Origin of the sequence: Aquibacillus rhizosphaerae (assembly GCF_030282825.1) — a bacterium.
GTDB classification, from domain to species: Bacteria; Bacillota; Bacilli; order Bacillales; family Amphibacillaceae; genus Aquibacillus_C; species Aquibacillus_C rhizosphaerae.
Genome location: NZ_JASTZU010000001.1, coordinates 50,694 through 65,959 on the forward strand (window position 1 = coordinate 50,694; position 15,266 = coordinate 65,959).

The 15,266-nt window shown below is 34.2% G+C and carries 15 protein-coding genes; 5 read left to right on the top strand and 10 right to left on the bottom strand.

Annotation, left to right across the window (positions count from 1 at the left end; translation table 11 throughout):
• Positions 1-134 precede the first annotated feature (134 nt).
• Entirely contained in the window at positions 135-584 is a 450-nt protein-coding gene (locus QQS35_RS00210) for a hypothetical protein (protein WP_285929660.1), read from the bottom strand.
• Positions 585-1,014: 430 nt separating this feature from the next.
• Here QQS35_RS00210 and QQS35_RS00215 point away from each other — a divergent pair, with 430 nt between their 5' ends.
• Positions 1,015-3,084 (top strand): glycosyl hydrolase family 18 protein, encoded by a 2,070-nt coding sequence (locus QQS35_RS00215; protein WP_285929661.1) that lies wholly within the window; start codon positions 1,015-1,017, stop codon positions 3,082-3,084.
• A gap of 286 nt (positions 3,085-3,370) precedes the next feature.
• Here the strand turns inward: QQS35_RS00215 and QQS35_RS00220 are convergent, their stop codons facing one another.
• The 3 genes from QQS35_RS00220 to QQS35_RS00230 all read right to left on the bottom strand — a co-directional run bounded on the left by QQS35_RS00220 (position 3,371) and on the right by QQS35_RS00230 (position 6,868).
• Complete coding sequence (locus tag QQS35_RS00220; protein WP_285929662.1) at positions 3,371-4,396, bottom strand: LCP family protein; 1,026 nt, start codon at positions 4,394-4,396, stop codon at positions 3,371-3,373.
• Positions 4,397-4,949: 553 nt separating this feature from the next.
• The gene (locus tag QQS35_RS00225) at positions 4,950-5,084 is read right to left on the bottom strand and encodes a hypothetical protein (RefSeq protein ID WP_285929663.1); all 135 of its coding nucleotides are present in this window, start codon (positions 5,082-5,084) and stop codon (positions 4,950-4,952) included.
• A gap of 617 nt (positions 5,085-5,701) precedes the next feature.
• The gene (locus QQS35_RS00230) at positions 5,702-6,868 is read right to left on the bottom strand and encodes a nucleotide sugar dehydrogenase (protein WP_285929664.1); all 1,167 of its coding nucleotides are present in this window, start codon (positions 6,866-6,868) and stop codon (positions 5,702-5,704) included.
• Positions 6,869-7,217: 349 nt separating this feature from the next.
• Between QQS35_RS00230 and QQS35_RS00235 the strand changes: the two genes are divergently transcribed.
• From QQS35_RS00235 to QQS35_RS00250, 4 genes are all read left to right on the top strand, one after another.
• Positions 7,218-9,221, top strand: coding sequence for an acyltransferase family protein (locus tag QQS35_RS00235; protein WP_285929665.1), 2,004 nt, complete (start codon positions 7,218-7,220; stop codon positions 9,219-9,221).
• 167 nt (positions 9,222-9,388) lie between these two features.
• On the top strand, positions 9,389-9,547 hold the full coding sequence (locus QQS35_RS00240) for a hypothetical protein (protein ID WP_285929666.1): 159 nt from the start codon (positions 9,389-9,391) through the stop codon (positions 9,545-9,547).
• A 16-nt stretch (positions 9,548-9,563) separates the two neighbouring features.
• The gene (locus QQS35_RS00245) at positions 9,564-9,719 is read left to right on the top strand and encodes a hypothetical protein (RefSeq protein ID WP_285929667.1); all 156 of its coding nucleotides are present in this window, start codon (positions 9,564-9,566) and stop codon (positions 9,717-9,719) included.
• Between the two features lie 120 nt (positions 9,720-9,839).
• On the top strand, positions 9,840-10,142 hold the full coding sequence (locus QQS35_RS00250; protein WP_285929668.1) for a DNA-binding protein: 303 nt from the start codon (positions 9,840-9,842) through the stop codon (positions 10,140-10,142).
• A 7-nt stretch (positions 10,143-10,149) separates the two neighbouring features.
• Here QQS35_RS00250 and QQS35_RS00255 read toward each other — a convergent pair whose 3' ends face one another.
• From QQS35_RS00255 to QQS35_RS00280, 6 genes are all read right to left on the bottom strand, one after another.
• Positions 10,150-10,287 (bottom strand): hypothetical protein, encoded by a 138-nt coding sequence (locus QQS35_RS00255; RefSeq protein WP_285929669.1) that lies wholly within the window; start codon positions 10,285-10,287, stop codon positions 10,150-10,152.
• A gap of 107 nt (positions 10,288-10,394) precedes the next feature.
• Positions 10,395-11,345 carry a magnesium/cobalt transporter CorA gene (gene corA, locus QQS35_RS00260; protein WP_285929670.1) on the bottom strand — a complete coding sequence of 317 codons (951 nt, stop codon included), beginning with the start codon at positions 11,343-11,345 and terminating at the stop codon, positions 10,395-10,397.
• A gap of 159 nt (positions 11,346-11,504) precedes the next feature.
• On the bottom strand, positions 11,505-11,885 hold the full coding sequence (locus QQS35_RS00265; protein WP_285929671.1) for a PilZ domain-containing protein: 381 nt from the start codon (positions 11,883-11,885) through the stop codon (positions 11,505-11,507).
• 442 nt (positions 11,886-12,327) lie between these two features.
• Positions 12,328-12,792, bottom strand: a complete 465-nt coding sequence (nrdG, locus tag QQS35_RS00270) for an anaerobic ribonucleoside-triphosphate reductase activating protein (protein ID WP_285929672.1) — start codon at positions 12,790-12,792, stop codon at positions 12,328-12,330.
• Positions 12,789-14,660, bottom strand: coding sequence for an anaerobic ribonucleoside triphosphate reductase (locus QQS35_RS00275; protein ID WP_285929673.1), 1,872 nt, complete (start codon positions 14,658-14,660; stop codon positions 12,789-12,791). Before QQS35_RS00275 ends, nrdG begins: the two co-directional genes overlap by 4 nt.
• A gap of 253 nt (positions 14,661-14,913) precedes the next feature.
• On the bottom strand, positions 14,914-15,069 hold the full coding sequence (locus QQS35_RS00280) for a DUF1540 domain-containing protein (RefSeq protein WP_285929674.1): 156 nt from the start codon (positions 15,067-15,069) through the stop codon (positions 14,914-14,916).
• Between the last annotated feature and the right edge of the window lie 197 nt (positions 15,070-15,266).

Genomic DNA, 15,266 nt, shown 5'->3' on the forward strand with positions numbered 1-15,266 from the left:
GTTCGTAAAAAAAGTCTGATTTCGTTAAAATGGAATCAGACTTTTTTTAAATGAATACGCTAATAAATAATATTGTTGATTTAGCAATAAAAGAAGAGAACCATCTCTAGATGAGTTCACTTTCTCTTCAGTTGCTACGAGTTTTTTTTAGCTAAGATTCTTGCGATATTTTGTACATCATCTTTACTAAGAATTTGGATGGGACCTTCGTAATTCTTTCTTTGAATTCTACCTGAATTTCTATCAGGGTATAGCCATAAGTGTATTGTTTCGGAGGTAGTATCTGTATAAGTAATAATTAGATTATGGGTTTCACCTTCACTAGTGGTTGGACCCGAATAAGGTGTAGAGTCCTCGATTGCCTTTAACAATACTTCTATTTCTTCAATTTGTTCAAAAACAATCTTCCTTTCTGAAAGTCGGTTCTTAGTTTCTGAATAGATTGTCAAACCTGTTACTTTTATCATGCTTACATCTTTTGGCACTTTAATCTTGTCAACATTACTGTAGCCTTTATCAATTCCGGACACAGATAAAGCAAGTAATAAGACGATTAAAGACAGAGGTAATCCCATTTTTTTCAAATTGCCCCCTCCTAAGTGAATTTCTCTTATTTATTTAGACGAAAACTCTCTGTTTTCGTTACTGAAAAACGACAGGTAATTAATTTATTACAAATATATCAGTGTGGGAAGCTATAGATTATGCTACGGGTGATAGCAGCTGTTAACAGCTAACTAGAGCTAAATGCTTTATCCACACGGAATTACGACCTTCAAAAAACAATCTTTTGCCATTCAAAACACCCCGCAAATTTCTATTGTAGAACATTTGTTTATCATCACTGAAAACAACAAAGGTGCTTACAATAAAAAGGGAACTAATAGAGTCTGGTTAAATTAGGGAATAGTGCAGTACATTTTGGAGAATTATAAGAAATAAAACTCTTATATTAGTTATTTAATGTCAATATTTAGAGAAGTAAGGATATCCGATGTTTTGGAGGTTAAATAAATGGTATTTATTAATGAGAAGTTAGTGCATACGGAACAAGGCTATGAAATACACCTATACATAGACCCTAATTTAGAAGAGTTTTCTAGTGAACTTGGTACAAAACACAAAGAACAAGATAAGAATATAAAAGTATTAGCGAGTACATATATTAAGAAAAATTTCCCTGGCTTAAACATAGTTACAGCTAAGGTAATTATTGGTACAACGTTGATTGCGACTATTCCTTTACAGCAAAACGAAGTAAATGCACATGAAGCAACATTTAATATGACATACTCATTTTTCGGTTCAACTACATCCGTCGTTAATGCAGTAGATCAAACACATGGAAACTTGGATGTCATTTCGCCCAGCTACTTTAATATAAATAGTGATGGTTCTCTATTGATTTCTGGTGTAGACCGAAAGTTTATTGATGAGATGAATAACCGGAATATAAGAGTGGTTCCTTTTTTAAGTAACCATTGGAACCGTATAATTGGTCGGGCTGCATTAGCAAATCGTGAGCAATTGTCGACTCAAATTGCTAATGCAATTAAACAATATGGTTTTGATGGTATTAATGTAGATATTGAAAATGTTAATGAGCAGGACCGAGATAATTTTACTGATTTAGTCCGACTACTAAGGGAAAAGGTACCTAAAGATAAAGAGGTATCTGTAGCTATTGCTGCGAATCCAAATCATTGGATAACCGGTTGGCACGGTTCTTACGACAACAAAGAGTTAGTAAAGTACGCAGACTATTTAATGTTGATGGCATATGATGAAAGTTACCAAGGTGGTCCAGCTGGACCAGTTGCAAGTATTTCCTGGGTAGAAAAATCAATAAAGGCTTTAGTAGAAGATGAACAAATTGATCCAAATAAAGTGGTCTTAGGACTCCCGTTTTTTGGACGATACTGGAATGATAGTGAGGAAATAGGTGGCTATGGTGCCTCTGGTCGTCAAGTAGAGTTGCTCATTAGCAAATATAATGGCGTGGTTACCTATGATGTTGGGGCCCAATCTCCTAAAGCCAATTTCACAATTAAGTCAACTAATGACTCAACAACTATTGCAGGTAGAACATTAAAGCCTGGGAATTATGAGGTATGGTATGAAAATAACCAATCGATTAAAGCAAAGGTTGATCTTGTTCATAAGTATAATTTAAAAGGAACAGGTAGTTGGAGTATTGGTCAGGAAAATCCAACTGTTTGGGATAATTTTGGGATATGGCTAACTTCTCATGATAGTAGTGTACCAGTTACGGATACACATGAATTAAGTAATCCTGACGCAACTATATTTACTGACGTAACAAAGAATTGGGCAAAGGATGAAATTCTATACGTACAACAAAAAGGTTGGTTTAAAGGTAAAACAAAAACCGAATTTGCACCTAATGACGCTTTGACGAGAGAAGAGGCAGCAGCAGTCATTGTAAGAGTACTTAGTTTACAACCACTTCAGCCATTCAATAAATCATTTTCTGATGTGTCAACGTCCTCATGGGCTTATGAACCGATTGAAATAGCTAGACAACATAAGGTGTTTCTTGGAAAAGGGGATGGTACTTTTGGCTATAATGAGGTGTTAACACGAGAACAAATGGCATCGATATTAAACAACATCCTTAAAAATGGTTATGATTTTTCAAAAACTAGCAATCCAGTAGAGTTTCGGGATGTCTCGAAAAAAAGTTGGTCTTATGATGCGATTGTTTCAATGAAACAACAAGGAATATTTCAAGGTGTTAGCGCTACTAAATTTAATCCTAAAGGCAAAGTTTCTAGGGCGCAGATGGCAAAAGTGTTAACAAATGCTTCTTTTCATCTAATGGAGTATAAAGGTGAATCTCCTTTTGAAAGAATACTAAAGAATAATAACGAGGGTGCTGATGTGACCTTTTTACAAATACAGTTAAAGAAGTTAGGTTATTATAATCGAGATGCTTCAGTTGTTTTTGACTCTAGTACTGATCATGCTGTCCGTTCGTTCCAGGCGGATCATGAATTAACTGTAGATGGTATAGTAGGACCAAGTACAATAGGAAAACTTCTACTACTACTTAATTGGAGTTAAAGAGAAGCATACCTTTTTAGCTCCATCAAAAGTGTTTGAATGTGTTCTCCTAAAAGAAAGATCAGTATAAAATGCTAAAGGTCTTAAAACAGGGTGTGTGATATTGCTTCATGAAATATTTAGCTCCTTAATTGTAGTTGGAATTTCTACATTAGGGAGCTATTGTTTAATCTATATTTGTACTTTAAAATATCAATCTTAATATAACCTTTAAAAAAGAATTTGTTTATGGATACCAAGTTCTGACAACTAGGCTAACCATTAGTCATATTTTGTATCACATTTATTAGCTATTTGGATTCACCTTCAAGCTAGTCATCTCTTTAGAAACATTTAGGTCTAGGTGTTCCTGTAGTGACTGCTTTTTTTGCTCAAGGTCTTGTTCATCAATTTGATAATAATATCTATCCGTCCATAAGTCCGATCCTTTTAAATTCAATGTTTCAATGTCTAAACTGCCAGACGTTCCATAGGATATAAAACCTTTCATTTGATCAAAATTCATGTTAGTTGACATATTATCCCCGACGGCTTGAATAATTTCGTCATACTTTAATATGGAGCTTGCAGAAAGTGATTTGTCCATTATTGCTTTAATAATATCTTGCTGTCGTTTTCCGCGTTCAATATCATTATCTAGTTTCCTAGTGCGTGCAAGAGCTAGCGCTTCTTCACCATTTAGTAATTGTTCACCTGGTAATAAATGAATAGCATTTTTGGTATCATTAGAGTCCATCTCATATAGTTCATATGGTACGTTAATAGTTACGCCGTTAAGTGCATCAATTACATCAATAAAAGCATGAAAATCTAGTTTGACATAGTAATCTACTGGGACTTCTAAGAAATTCTCAACCGTTTCAATTGTGGCCTTTGGTCCACCAAAAGAATGTGCATGAGTAATTTTATCAAATTTATCCACTTCCGGTATATAGACATAGGAGTCTCTGGGGATACTTAGTAGTTTTACACTATTTAGATCTTTATTTAGGGTTGCAAGTATAAGAGCATCAGAAAGGGAGGAACTACCTCCATTTTCTGACCGGTGCTCACTATCATCAACACCTATAAATAGAATAGAAACATGATCTTCGGTTGGATCAACTTCCTTTTCACGAAGCTCCGATTTGTCTCTGCCATCATCCTCATAGGAATTGGTTATGGCATTTTCTGCTTTATTCATTACCGTATATGCGTAAGCTGACGTTGCAGTTAAAAAGACTATTATAGGAACAAGTATAAATAAGAGTTTCTTTCTCTTTTTATTACTCTTGAGTTTTTCAACTCTTGAATCTAGATTTTTTTTTGACATATATAATTCTCCTTATAGGATGGTGTAGTAAAAAATATTAGACTAAAATACATTGTACAATGAAAGCGTAGTGAGGTGAATTACAATTATGTAACAAATTGTAGATTAATCATATATTAAGTATAACATTCAATTAGTAAGACGTACTGTGTCGGATAAATGAGATTCTATTTAACTGGTATATTATTCAACTACGAATACTATTGTATTATACATAATACTTCAAAGGGTGTATATATTTTATGAGTGATTTTAATGAGTTACCAAAAACCATTAAGAAAACAGTTCGGTATATCCTGCAGGAGGCTAACTTAGAAAAATTAATTGAAATTGAACCCATTTGGTAGAATCTTTAAATAAGCGAAGAGAAGAATCAAGAAAAGTGGCAATGGTGTATGAAATTGAGTAATAAAGCATTAGGTAATAGTGATAGTAAAAAGTTCAAAGCTTTACTAACAATAATCTATAAAAAAATATCATCCAAGAGAAACATAGCGCATAAAACTGGTTAACTTTAAATAATGTATAAGCACAGATTAGGTTGTGCCTATTATTAGGTAGTTCTTATATCAACATCTACACTTTCCTCTTCAACCTCTGGAAACATCTCATACTCCCTAGCCTCCTTTGTAAAGGAATCGTCAAGTTCCTGTATGCTCCTAAGAAATGGGGTCATTGGATTTAGCATAGATGACTAGCACCCTTAACCTCTTATCATAACCACGCTATTTGATATATATGTGGTGACATCAAAAAGTGGTAATTATTACAAATTAGTCATATATATACATTTCTTGCTCAATGTGCATGACTCGGGTACGCCTAATCATATAATGAACCCCTTATTTTTTCTTCGTAAATGCAACGACTAGATAGGTAAATGTAAGGATAAAAATAAGTGATGAAGCAATCGACTCACTACCTCTCGAAGTAGTAAATTACTCCATCCAAGTGATTTTTCATCTTATTGGATGACTTTTAAACCAATAAACATCTTTATTACTATCACCATATAAATAACACATATTTTTCGACGATATTCGAATGACACTGGGTTACGTGTTCCAAAGTGATACTTTGAGTAAATAAGACAGTTCTTATGACTAAAGCTAAATTATTTGCATTTAGATAGCATGTATTTCCTTCCTTAAAAGTGGTAACAGCTAATGAAAACAAAAAAATATTAAAAAGCATGTGCAAAGGTATTTTTATAAAACCTTTTGCGCATGCCTCTATTTGTAGTATTCGTGTGAACGGAATAACCGTGCTCATGTATATAAGGACTGTCCTCGTGGTGCATCATTTTTAGTCTCTTTTATAAAGGTCTCTTGTGTACACTTTCTCTTGAACATCAGCTATTTCGTCACTTAGTCTGTTAGAGACAATCACGTCAGATATTTCTTTGAACTCGTCTAAGTTTTTTATAACTTTTGAATTATTAAATGACTCTTCTTTTAGTGAGGGTTCATATATGACTACTTCAATTCCTTCTCCCTTAATCCGTTTCATAATCCCTTGGATAGAGGAAGCTCTAAAATTATCTGAATCAGTTTTCATCGTAAGTCGGTAGATACCAACCGTTTTAGGTTTCTTTTCAATGATTCGGGCCGCTACAAAGTCCTTACGAGTGCTATTAGCGTCTACAATCGCACTAATCAAATTATTAGGTACGTCTTGGTAATTTGCTCGTAGTTGTTTTGTATCTTTTGGCAGACAATAACCACCATATCCAAAAGAAGGATTATTATAATGGCTCCCAATTCTGGGGTCTAATCCAACACCTTCAATAATCTGCTTCGTATCTAGCCCCTTCATTTCTGCATACGTATCCAACTCGTTAAAGTAGGCTACACGAAGAGCTAGGTATGTGTTAGAAAACAGCTTAACAGCTTCTGCTTCTGTTGAATTTGTGAAGAGTACAGGAATATCTTCTTTTATAGCACCTTGTAATAATAAATCAGCAAATTTTTTGGCGCGATCTGATTGTTCGCCAACAATAATTCTTGAAGGATATAAATTATCATATAATGCTTTTCCTTCTCTTAAAAACTCGGGTGAAAAGATAATATTGTCTGTATTAAATTTTTCTCTAACGTCGTTTGTATATCCTACTGGAATTGTTGATTTAATTACCATGACTGCATCGGGATTTATAGATAGGACATCTTTAATAACACTTTCCACGGAGCTTGTGTTAAAGTAGTTTTTCACCGGATCATAATCTGTTGGTGTAGCAATGACAACAAACTCTGCGTTTATGTATGCTTCATGCTTATCCGTTGTTGCAACTAGATTTAATTCCTTGGTAGTTAAAAACTCTTCAATTTCATGATCTACAATCGGGGCCACTTTTCGGTTTAACAGGGCCACTTTTTCCTCAATTATATCAAGAGCAACAACCTGATTAAATTGAGCAAGTAAAACCGCGTTAGATAGACCTACATATCCAGTACCTGCTACAGCTATTTTCATTATTTAACTAATCTCCTTTTTCCACAAATTACTTTTATATATTAGTATTTATAATAAAAGGTGTTTTGATTTTTCGTATATAAGAATACACCTATCTTCATTTGATGACAAGAAAATATAATTAAAGGCAAAGCCCAATATCAACTAGTAATTTCCATGATTTTGAACGATCACAGTTCTAGAATAACATGATATAATCATTAAGGAATAATTGGTGGTTACTCTCACTATAACCTTTTTTGTTTTATAATAATACTAAAAGTGACAGTCTTATTACCTAGTGTTAGTATAAATGAAGCACTAAAATCATTATAAAATTTTTCAATAATTTATATTATGGAGGTTGAAAATGTCAGATTTAAGAATACCAGAAAAGAGATTTCGACCTGAAATCGAAGGTATTAGAGCTGTTGCAGCTTTTTTAGTTGCAATCTACCATATATGGTTAGGATCAGTTTCAGGTGGAGTAGATGTCTTTTTTATAGTCTCAGGATATTTAATAACAGTTTCGCTACTATCAAAAATGGAGAAACATGGAAGAATAAACTATGGTGAATATGTATTAGGGTTAGCAAGGCGATTATTCCCTATAGCATTCCTGGTTTTATTAGTTACAACACTTTTATCTATTTTGATCATGCCTCGAACACTGGCAAGACAGATCGTTACTGAGATTTTTTCGTCAACATTTTATTTTCAAAACTGGCAGTTAGCTAATAATGCAGTAGACTATTTAGCTCAAAATAATGAAGCTAGCCCACTTCAACATTTTTGGGCATTATCACTTCAAGGTCAGTTTTATGTTACGTGGCCCTTAGTTGTTTTTATTGCATTTTTAATTGCAAAGAAAGTATTGAAAACTCCTGCTCGTAAAACTCTTTTAGGTGTACTAAGCTTTATTTTTATTACATCAATTAGTTATTCGATTTATATTACTGCTGAAAATCAGCCATGGGCATATTTCGATACTTTTGCTCGTGCCTGGGAGTTTAGCTTAGGAGGAATTTTTGCTCTTTTAACTCCGTACCTAAAGTTTAATAAGGCTATCAGTCTTATAATTGGTTGGCTTGGGCTATCTATTGTAGCATTTACTGGTATATTATTGCCTGTATCTAATGTGTTCCCTGGATATGCTGCATTATTACCTACAAGCGGTGTTATTTTAGTGCTAATTGCAGCAGAAAATGGCAGTCGATTTAGTGTAGACAAATTATTAGGATCAAAACCATTTTTGTACTTTGGTGGAATTTCTTACGCTTTTTATTTGTGGCACTGGCCGCTACTAATTCTATATTATAATTATTCAGGTAACGACTCAGCATCAACTCTAGCTGGGGTTGTTATTATAGTAATAGCATTCATATTATCACTTATATCTGTTAGACTAGTAGAATCACCAATAAGAAAGATAAACCTTAAACAATCAAAGTTAAAACTTATAACTATCCTTATTGCTTTTATGCTTTCAGTAGTCATAGTTAACGGTTCTTGGGGATTGTACTCTAATCAGACAGAAGATGTATTTAGCCCGGTCTATGATTATGAAGAAGATAATTATCCTGGCGCTCGAGCTATTTATGAAAATATAAATAATATACCAGATGTAGAACCTATCTCTGAAGAACCTGGTGCCACAAGTTCATTACCTGCTTTCTATTTAGAAAAAGATTGTTACTCTGATTTAAAAGGAAATGTAGTAAGCTTATGTTCCTACGGAGAAACAGACGATCCAGAGCATACGATTGCACTCGTTGGAGGTTCTCATTCGGGCCATTGGTTCCCAGCTTTAATGGAAATGTCAGAGGAACTCGAGTTGCAGATTGATGTATATAATAAAGATGGGTGCCGATTTACTGCAAATGATTTTGATGGTGCAATGTCTGATTCGTGTATGGAGTGGAATGAAAAGGTGATTGAACCATTAAAAGAAAATCCACCCGATCTGCTATTCACTACGGCAAATGTTAATAAAGATTCTAAAATACCTGAGGGTTATTTAGAAATGTGGAGAGAATTTGAAGGTATTACAGAAATATTTGCAATTCGCGATAATCCGAGGATGAAAGAAAAGATTCCACTATGTCTAGAAACTAAAAGCGAAGAAGAGTGTTCTGTCCCAAGAGATGAAGCCATATCAGACACTCCGCCATGGGAAAACACAGATAATATACCAAGTAATGTAACGTTTGCTGATCTATCAGATTATTTGTGTGATGACAATTCCTGTTATCCAGTCATTGGAAATGTAGTTGTTTACCGTGACCAACATCACCTAAACACATTATACTCTAAGACTATGGCGCCGGCTTTAAAAGAACATATTGCAAAAGCTTTGGAAAAGACAGAAAAATAGCGAAATAATATACAAAAGTATGAATTTTTATTACAATTAAATTTTTAAAAACGATGGGATTAATAGTACTACTGTGATAATATATTTAAGTATTAGTCAGAAAATAACTATACTCACCGAATAGTATTAATAATTGTAGAAATGCAATATCTCATCGAGGTGTTTACTTGAAACAATTTAATAAATTGCCTAAAACAGTAAAGAAGACCGTTCGGTATATTCTTCAGGATGCCAACTTAGAGAAATTAGATGACATAGAAAATATTTTAATAAAGTCCATAAAGGAACGAAGAAGTGAGCTCGCAGAAAAGAAAGAACATAAGTAATGGAGGAAGAATGTATATGAGTTTGAAAGAAAATCAAGATGAAAAAGAGCTATTAAAGAAACTAATGTCCAGTGTCTATCAAAAAGGCTATAATGGTGCAACTGTTCAAGATATAATGCTTGAGTTAAAAACAGAGTTGCCTAAAATTATGCAAAAAGAAGTTAGTGTATAAAAATAAAAATGGGACAAGCACAAATCTAAACTAGACCTGTGTTTGTCCCTTTATTTTGACTTGTGAAACGTGAAATTATGCTTTATCATATGTAATAATGGTAAGTAAGGAGTGGAAAAAATGAGTATTAGTTTCTTTTGGATTGCTATAGGTTTGGCTGCTTGTGGCTATTTCGTAGGGGAGGGTTTAAAGAACTTTGGTAATCCTAATAGTAGTAATTCGTTGAATTCGTTGTTAGATGATGAAGAAGATAAACCTTTGTTGATTAAAGAAAAAGAGCTTAATCATTATTTAGGTATAGATAAAGAGGATGTTGAAGCGTTTGTACAGAATTATCCAGATATACCCAGGTTTGAACTGAATGGAAAAACATATTATCCATATAAGAAAGTGTTGAAATGGATTGACAATAGATTAATCTAACAGGTAATCACTTAAATTCACCTTCATTAGAATCAACTAGAAAATCATCGGCCTCAAATACATCATATTCTTCATTTACTTCTTTGATAAATTCATCATCAAGTTGAGGGAAACGACTAATGAAACGAAGGACTCTCTCAATCACTGCTATCACTCCTAGGTAACGTAAATATATCACGCTTATGTTAACCAGGAATGAAGTAAGTATGTATTTTTCATTAAAAAAAGCTGTAACGAGTATGCTACAGCTTTTTAAGAGAACCATCCTTTGCGTTTAAACCAAATGAACATAGCAACCGACATGACGGCCATTACGATTAGAACGGTAAAATAGCCATATTCCCACGTGAGTTCAGGCATATTGGCGAAGTTCATTCCGTAAATACCAGCAATAAACGTAAGCGGTGCGAAAATCGAGGTGATAATCGTTAATACCTTCATCACTTGGTTTGTCTGGTGTGAATTTAGTGACAAATAGTTGTCGCGAATGTCATTCGTTATTTCACGATTGGATGCGACCATTTCAGCTAATTTTAGAAGATGATCATAAATATCAGCAAAGTACTCTTTACGATTCCGAATGCCATCCAGATGATTCGAGTTTAATATCCGGTAGAATAAGTCCCGAACCGGATTAATCGTGTGACGTAGCTTTAAAAGTTCATGGCGGATGTCAAATAAATTGTCTAATAATACGTCCATCGTTTCCGCGTCTTTATTATTCTCAATATCATTTAACTCATCTTCAATTTCATAGATAATTGGGAAGTAATTATCTACGATGTTATCGATCACTTCATAAAATACCCTGTATATATCCCACTGATCTGCATTAGTGGTCTTGGATAGCTTACTCCAAACTTGATTTGTTTCTTTTGAGTCATGATGGTGGAAAGATACAATGAACTTTTCACCAAGAAAGAAATCATGCTCTTGTTTCGTTAAGTTTTTAGGGTTAATCGCATGTGTAATGAAAAAATTAAAGTCATCATAATAATCTAGTTTTGGTCTTTGTAATTCATGAATACAATCCTCTATGGCAAGTGGGTGAAAGTGTAGTTTAGTATCCAGTTGCTGCACCTCTGCATCAGTAGGTTGATCAAAATCAATCCAGTACCATTGATAGTCAATACTATTTATCTCATCGATTGTTTTTAATGTATGGATTTGATTGTCATCAGTTATAGCCATTATATGTATCATATCAAAACTCCTTCTAGAAAGAAGTTTAAAACAAATCGGACTAAGGTTACAAGTAAGACAGGTGAAATTAAAACTTTTTCAAAAAAATTACAAATTTAATGTTTACACTCTAATCAGTTTTGGTAAAGGTAGCTAATAATAAGTAAAAAAAAGACGACATTATTGTCGCCCACCAACTAGCAATTCATTGTTTTTATTTTGGATATAGTTCTCATAAGAATTCATGTATTGGAAATAGTTAAAGTCTGCAGAAATAATTTCTAATCCATATGTCATTTCATGGCTGTTTTGTTCTTTCCATTTTATTTCTCCAAATATATGATTAGTTGGGGAAAACAACTTGGCTCGAATAATAATTTTTTGACCTTTATATAAATCTAACTCCGAAGAAAAGCATAAGCCTGTTACACTTAAATCGACAAATTTAATTTTAGATAATATTTTTGTTATTTGCACTTCGTCTTTTTCCTCTACCAACATGATTGTTGTATCTGCTAATGGAGGATTTGTAAATTCGATTCTTTGAGTACTTCTTTTCAATTGTCACCTCTCCCTTTTTTGAAAAATTAGGACCTGCTTTCGTTTGATATCTATAGACTACACAGAAGAAATTAGTATGTCAATATCACTTATTCATAACAATTGGTAGATTATAACCATTATATTCGACGTGAAAATTCAGCTTTTGTTACTCAAAGTTGTTTTTTGTCATTTTGCTATAAAAATTCATCTTGAATCGACAAACTAAGTGTATATAAGGTAAAAGTAGAGGGGGATGTTTAGTCAAATTTCTCGCTTTTTTTTGTAGAGGTAAAAAGACTTATTTTTTAAAAAATAGTCGATTTAATAGATTTTCTGAAATTTACGGAACTAGTACACATAACTATACCTTTCTCTATATAAATATATGTCCGTATAAAAAGAGCTCTTATTTAGTGTGAAATAAATCAGATAGGTACGATTGTACCCATCTGATTATCTATTAAGTTATTGTAATAGTGGATAAATCAATAACCCGCTGATTTCTACTTCCGCAATACGTTAAAGTTAAATCTCTTTCTTCTATTAAGAAGGGACCGTCAACAAGCACATCACAATAAGTGAGTAATTTTCTTTGGTAATAGTCATTTGAGTTGATTAATTGCTCGAGTGTATAGCCGCTGTATGTCCAGATGTTTCTACCTAATGTTTTTACTTTTTCTGCAATCTTACAAACCTCTGCTGCTTGAAAAAATGGCTCTCCACCTGAAAAGGTTACATCTGTTAGTGGATTACTAGCAATCTCATCAACAACTTCATCGACTGTCATCTCTATTCCATTTTTTATGTTCCAGCTTTTTGGATTATGGCATCCTTTACAGAAGTGAGGACAACCAGCAAAAAAGACTACTGTACGAAGTCCCACACCATCTACAACGGAATCATGGATAATATTCATTACTTTCATTGGTGTTTCACACGTTCTTGTCCTTCTGCACGTTTAGCGGAATTCCATTTCCCCATGTCACCAACCAAATATCCGGTAATTCTTCTTATCCGCTCAATCTTTTCCTCGGAGTCATTGTCGCAGCTAGGGCATTGGTTATTGATGATACCGGTATAACCACAGCATGTGCAGCGGTCAACAGGATGGTTAATCGAACCATAGCCAAAATCACTTGCGGCCATAGCTTTCACTAATGTATCAATTGCGGCTATATTTTTGGTAACATCGCCGTCACATTCAATGTAAGAGATGTGGCCGCCATTACATAAAGAATGGAACGCGCCTTCTTTGCGGATTTTCTCAATTGCCTTAATAGAGTAATAGACAGGTATATGAAAGGAATTTGTATAAAAACTACGATCTGTTACACCAGGGATTGCACCGAATTCCTTTTTGTCGTGTTTGGTGAATCTTCCTGATAACCCTTCAGCTGGTGTGGCGATTAAGGAAAAGTTTAAGTTATACCGAACGCTCGCTTGGTCTGCTCTTTCACGCATGAACTGCACGATTTCGTATCCTTGTTTGTAAGCCGATTCTGATTCGCCATGGTGTTGTCCAATTAGTGCAACTAATGCTTCTGCTAATCCGATAAACCCAATGCTTAGTGTACCTTGTTTTAGGACAGAATCGAGCATATCATCGGGTTCCAACGACTCGCTACCTTTCCAAACATGTTGTCCATATAAAAAAGAAAAGTGTTGTGCTTGTTTCGTTTGTTGGAACTGGTAGCGCTCCAACAGTTGTTTAATAACAAGCTCTAGATATACATCTAGCTTGTTTAAAAATGCATGAAACGTGTTGGTTGTTAGTCCGATTTTAACTAAATTAATTGAAGTGAAAGATAAATTGCCTCGGCTTATACTATTTTCCTCGCCGTGTATATTTCCCATGACTCTTGTCCGACAACCCATATAAGCAACTTCCGATTCAGGTCTTCCGTCATAATACTGCTTATTAAATGGTGCATCTATAAAGCTGAAATTCGGAAAAAGTCTTTTTGCTGTTGTTTCTAGTGCTAACTCGTATAAATCATAATTTTCCTCTTCCGGTTGAACATTGATTCCCTTTTTCACTTTAAATACTTGAATTGGAAAAATAGGAGTTTCTCCATTTCCAAGCCCTGCCTTTGTAGCAAGTAATATATTTTTTGTGATTAGTTTACCTTCTTTTGATACATCGGTACCATAGTTGATCGACACAAATGGCACCTGTGCCCCACCACGCGAGTGCATCGAATTACAATTATGTATAAATGCTTCACAAGCCTGATATACATCACGGTCAGTCTCTTTCCACGCTAGTTGTTCTATTTCGTTTTCTGTCAACGAGAGTGGATAACTCATCAGACGCTTATGGTGCTTGTTATATGTCTTTTGTACATAAGGTGCCAAATCATAGTCAAACATCGGATAGCTTTGGCCACCATGTTGCATGTTTTGATTGGATTGAAAAATAATAGAAGCAAGGGCCATTGCACTTAAAATATCATTGGGCTCTCTCATGTAACCATGCCCCGTATTAAACCCGCCTTTTAATAGCTTGCCTAAAGGTATTTGACAACAGGTGGTTGTTCCTGTTGGCATGTAGTCTAGGTCGTGGGGGTGGATATAATTCTCATTTATGGCCTGTGTTACTTCCTTACTTAGCATTTTCTGTTTAGCATAATATTTAGCAGCCTCGGAACCAAATTTGGACATTTGTCCCATTGGTGACTGGCCATCGACATTGGCATTTTCCTGAATTAAATCTTGATTACTAGATTCAACAATTTCTGTTAATGAAGCTAACAGTATGTCCTGTTCAGGCGTTGCCAGTGTGCTTTTATTCATGTAAATCACTCCTACTTAAAATTATCTAAAAATCAATATATTGAATATTTTTTATTGAATTTATCAATATATTGTGATTTTTGTTCATTTTAGCATAGGAATAATAGAGAAAACTGTGACAAAGTTAACACTTAGTAAGAAAAAGTTTTGCTGAGTACTGAGGGTTTGCTTGGGCTCAAACCGGAGTGAAAAAGACAATAGATTAAGCCTGACCCCTATGGTGAGGGCCAGACTCATTAAAGAAGGTACATGCTTAGATCTTTGACTCGAATGTTTGGCAGTCTGTTTCTTCCTGGCTTCTGGCTTTTTTGCCGTGATGGCTAACAACATAAATCGCGTCCGCTTTACATTTGTTTCCATTTGCCCAGTACTTACAGTTACTAACTTCACATAATACGTCTTGAGCCATGCGTGTACACCTCCTATACGGTTAGTTATGCCGAATTAACTTAAAATCATGCTTATGTGTTAGTGGTAGTTGTAGGAAAAAGAGAAAGGATTATAGGAATGAGTAATAGAATTTATTGTAGTAATTTGATAAATTTTGTCGTAAATGTAGTTGAAATGGGTCTATAACTACTATACTAGAGAAGTAATAAGTGGTTT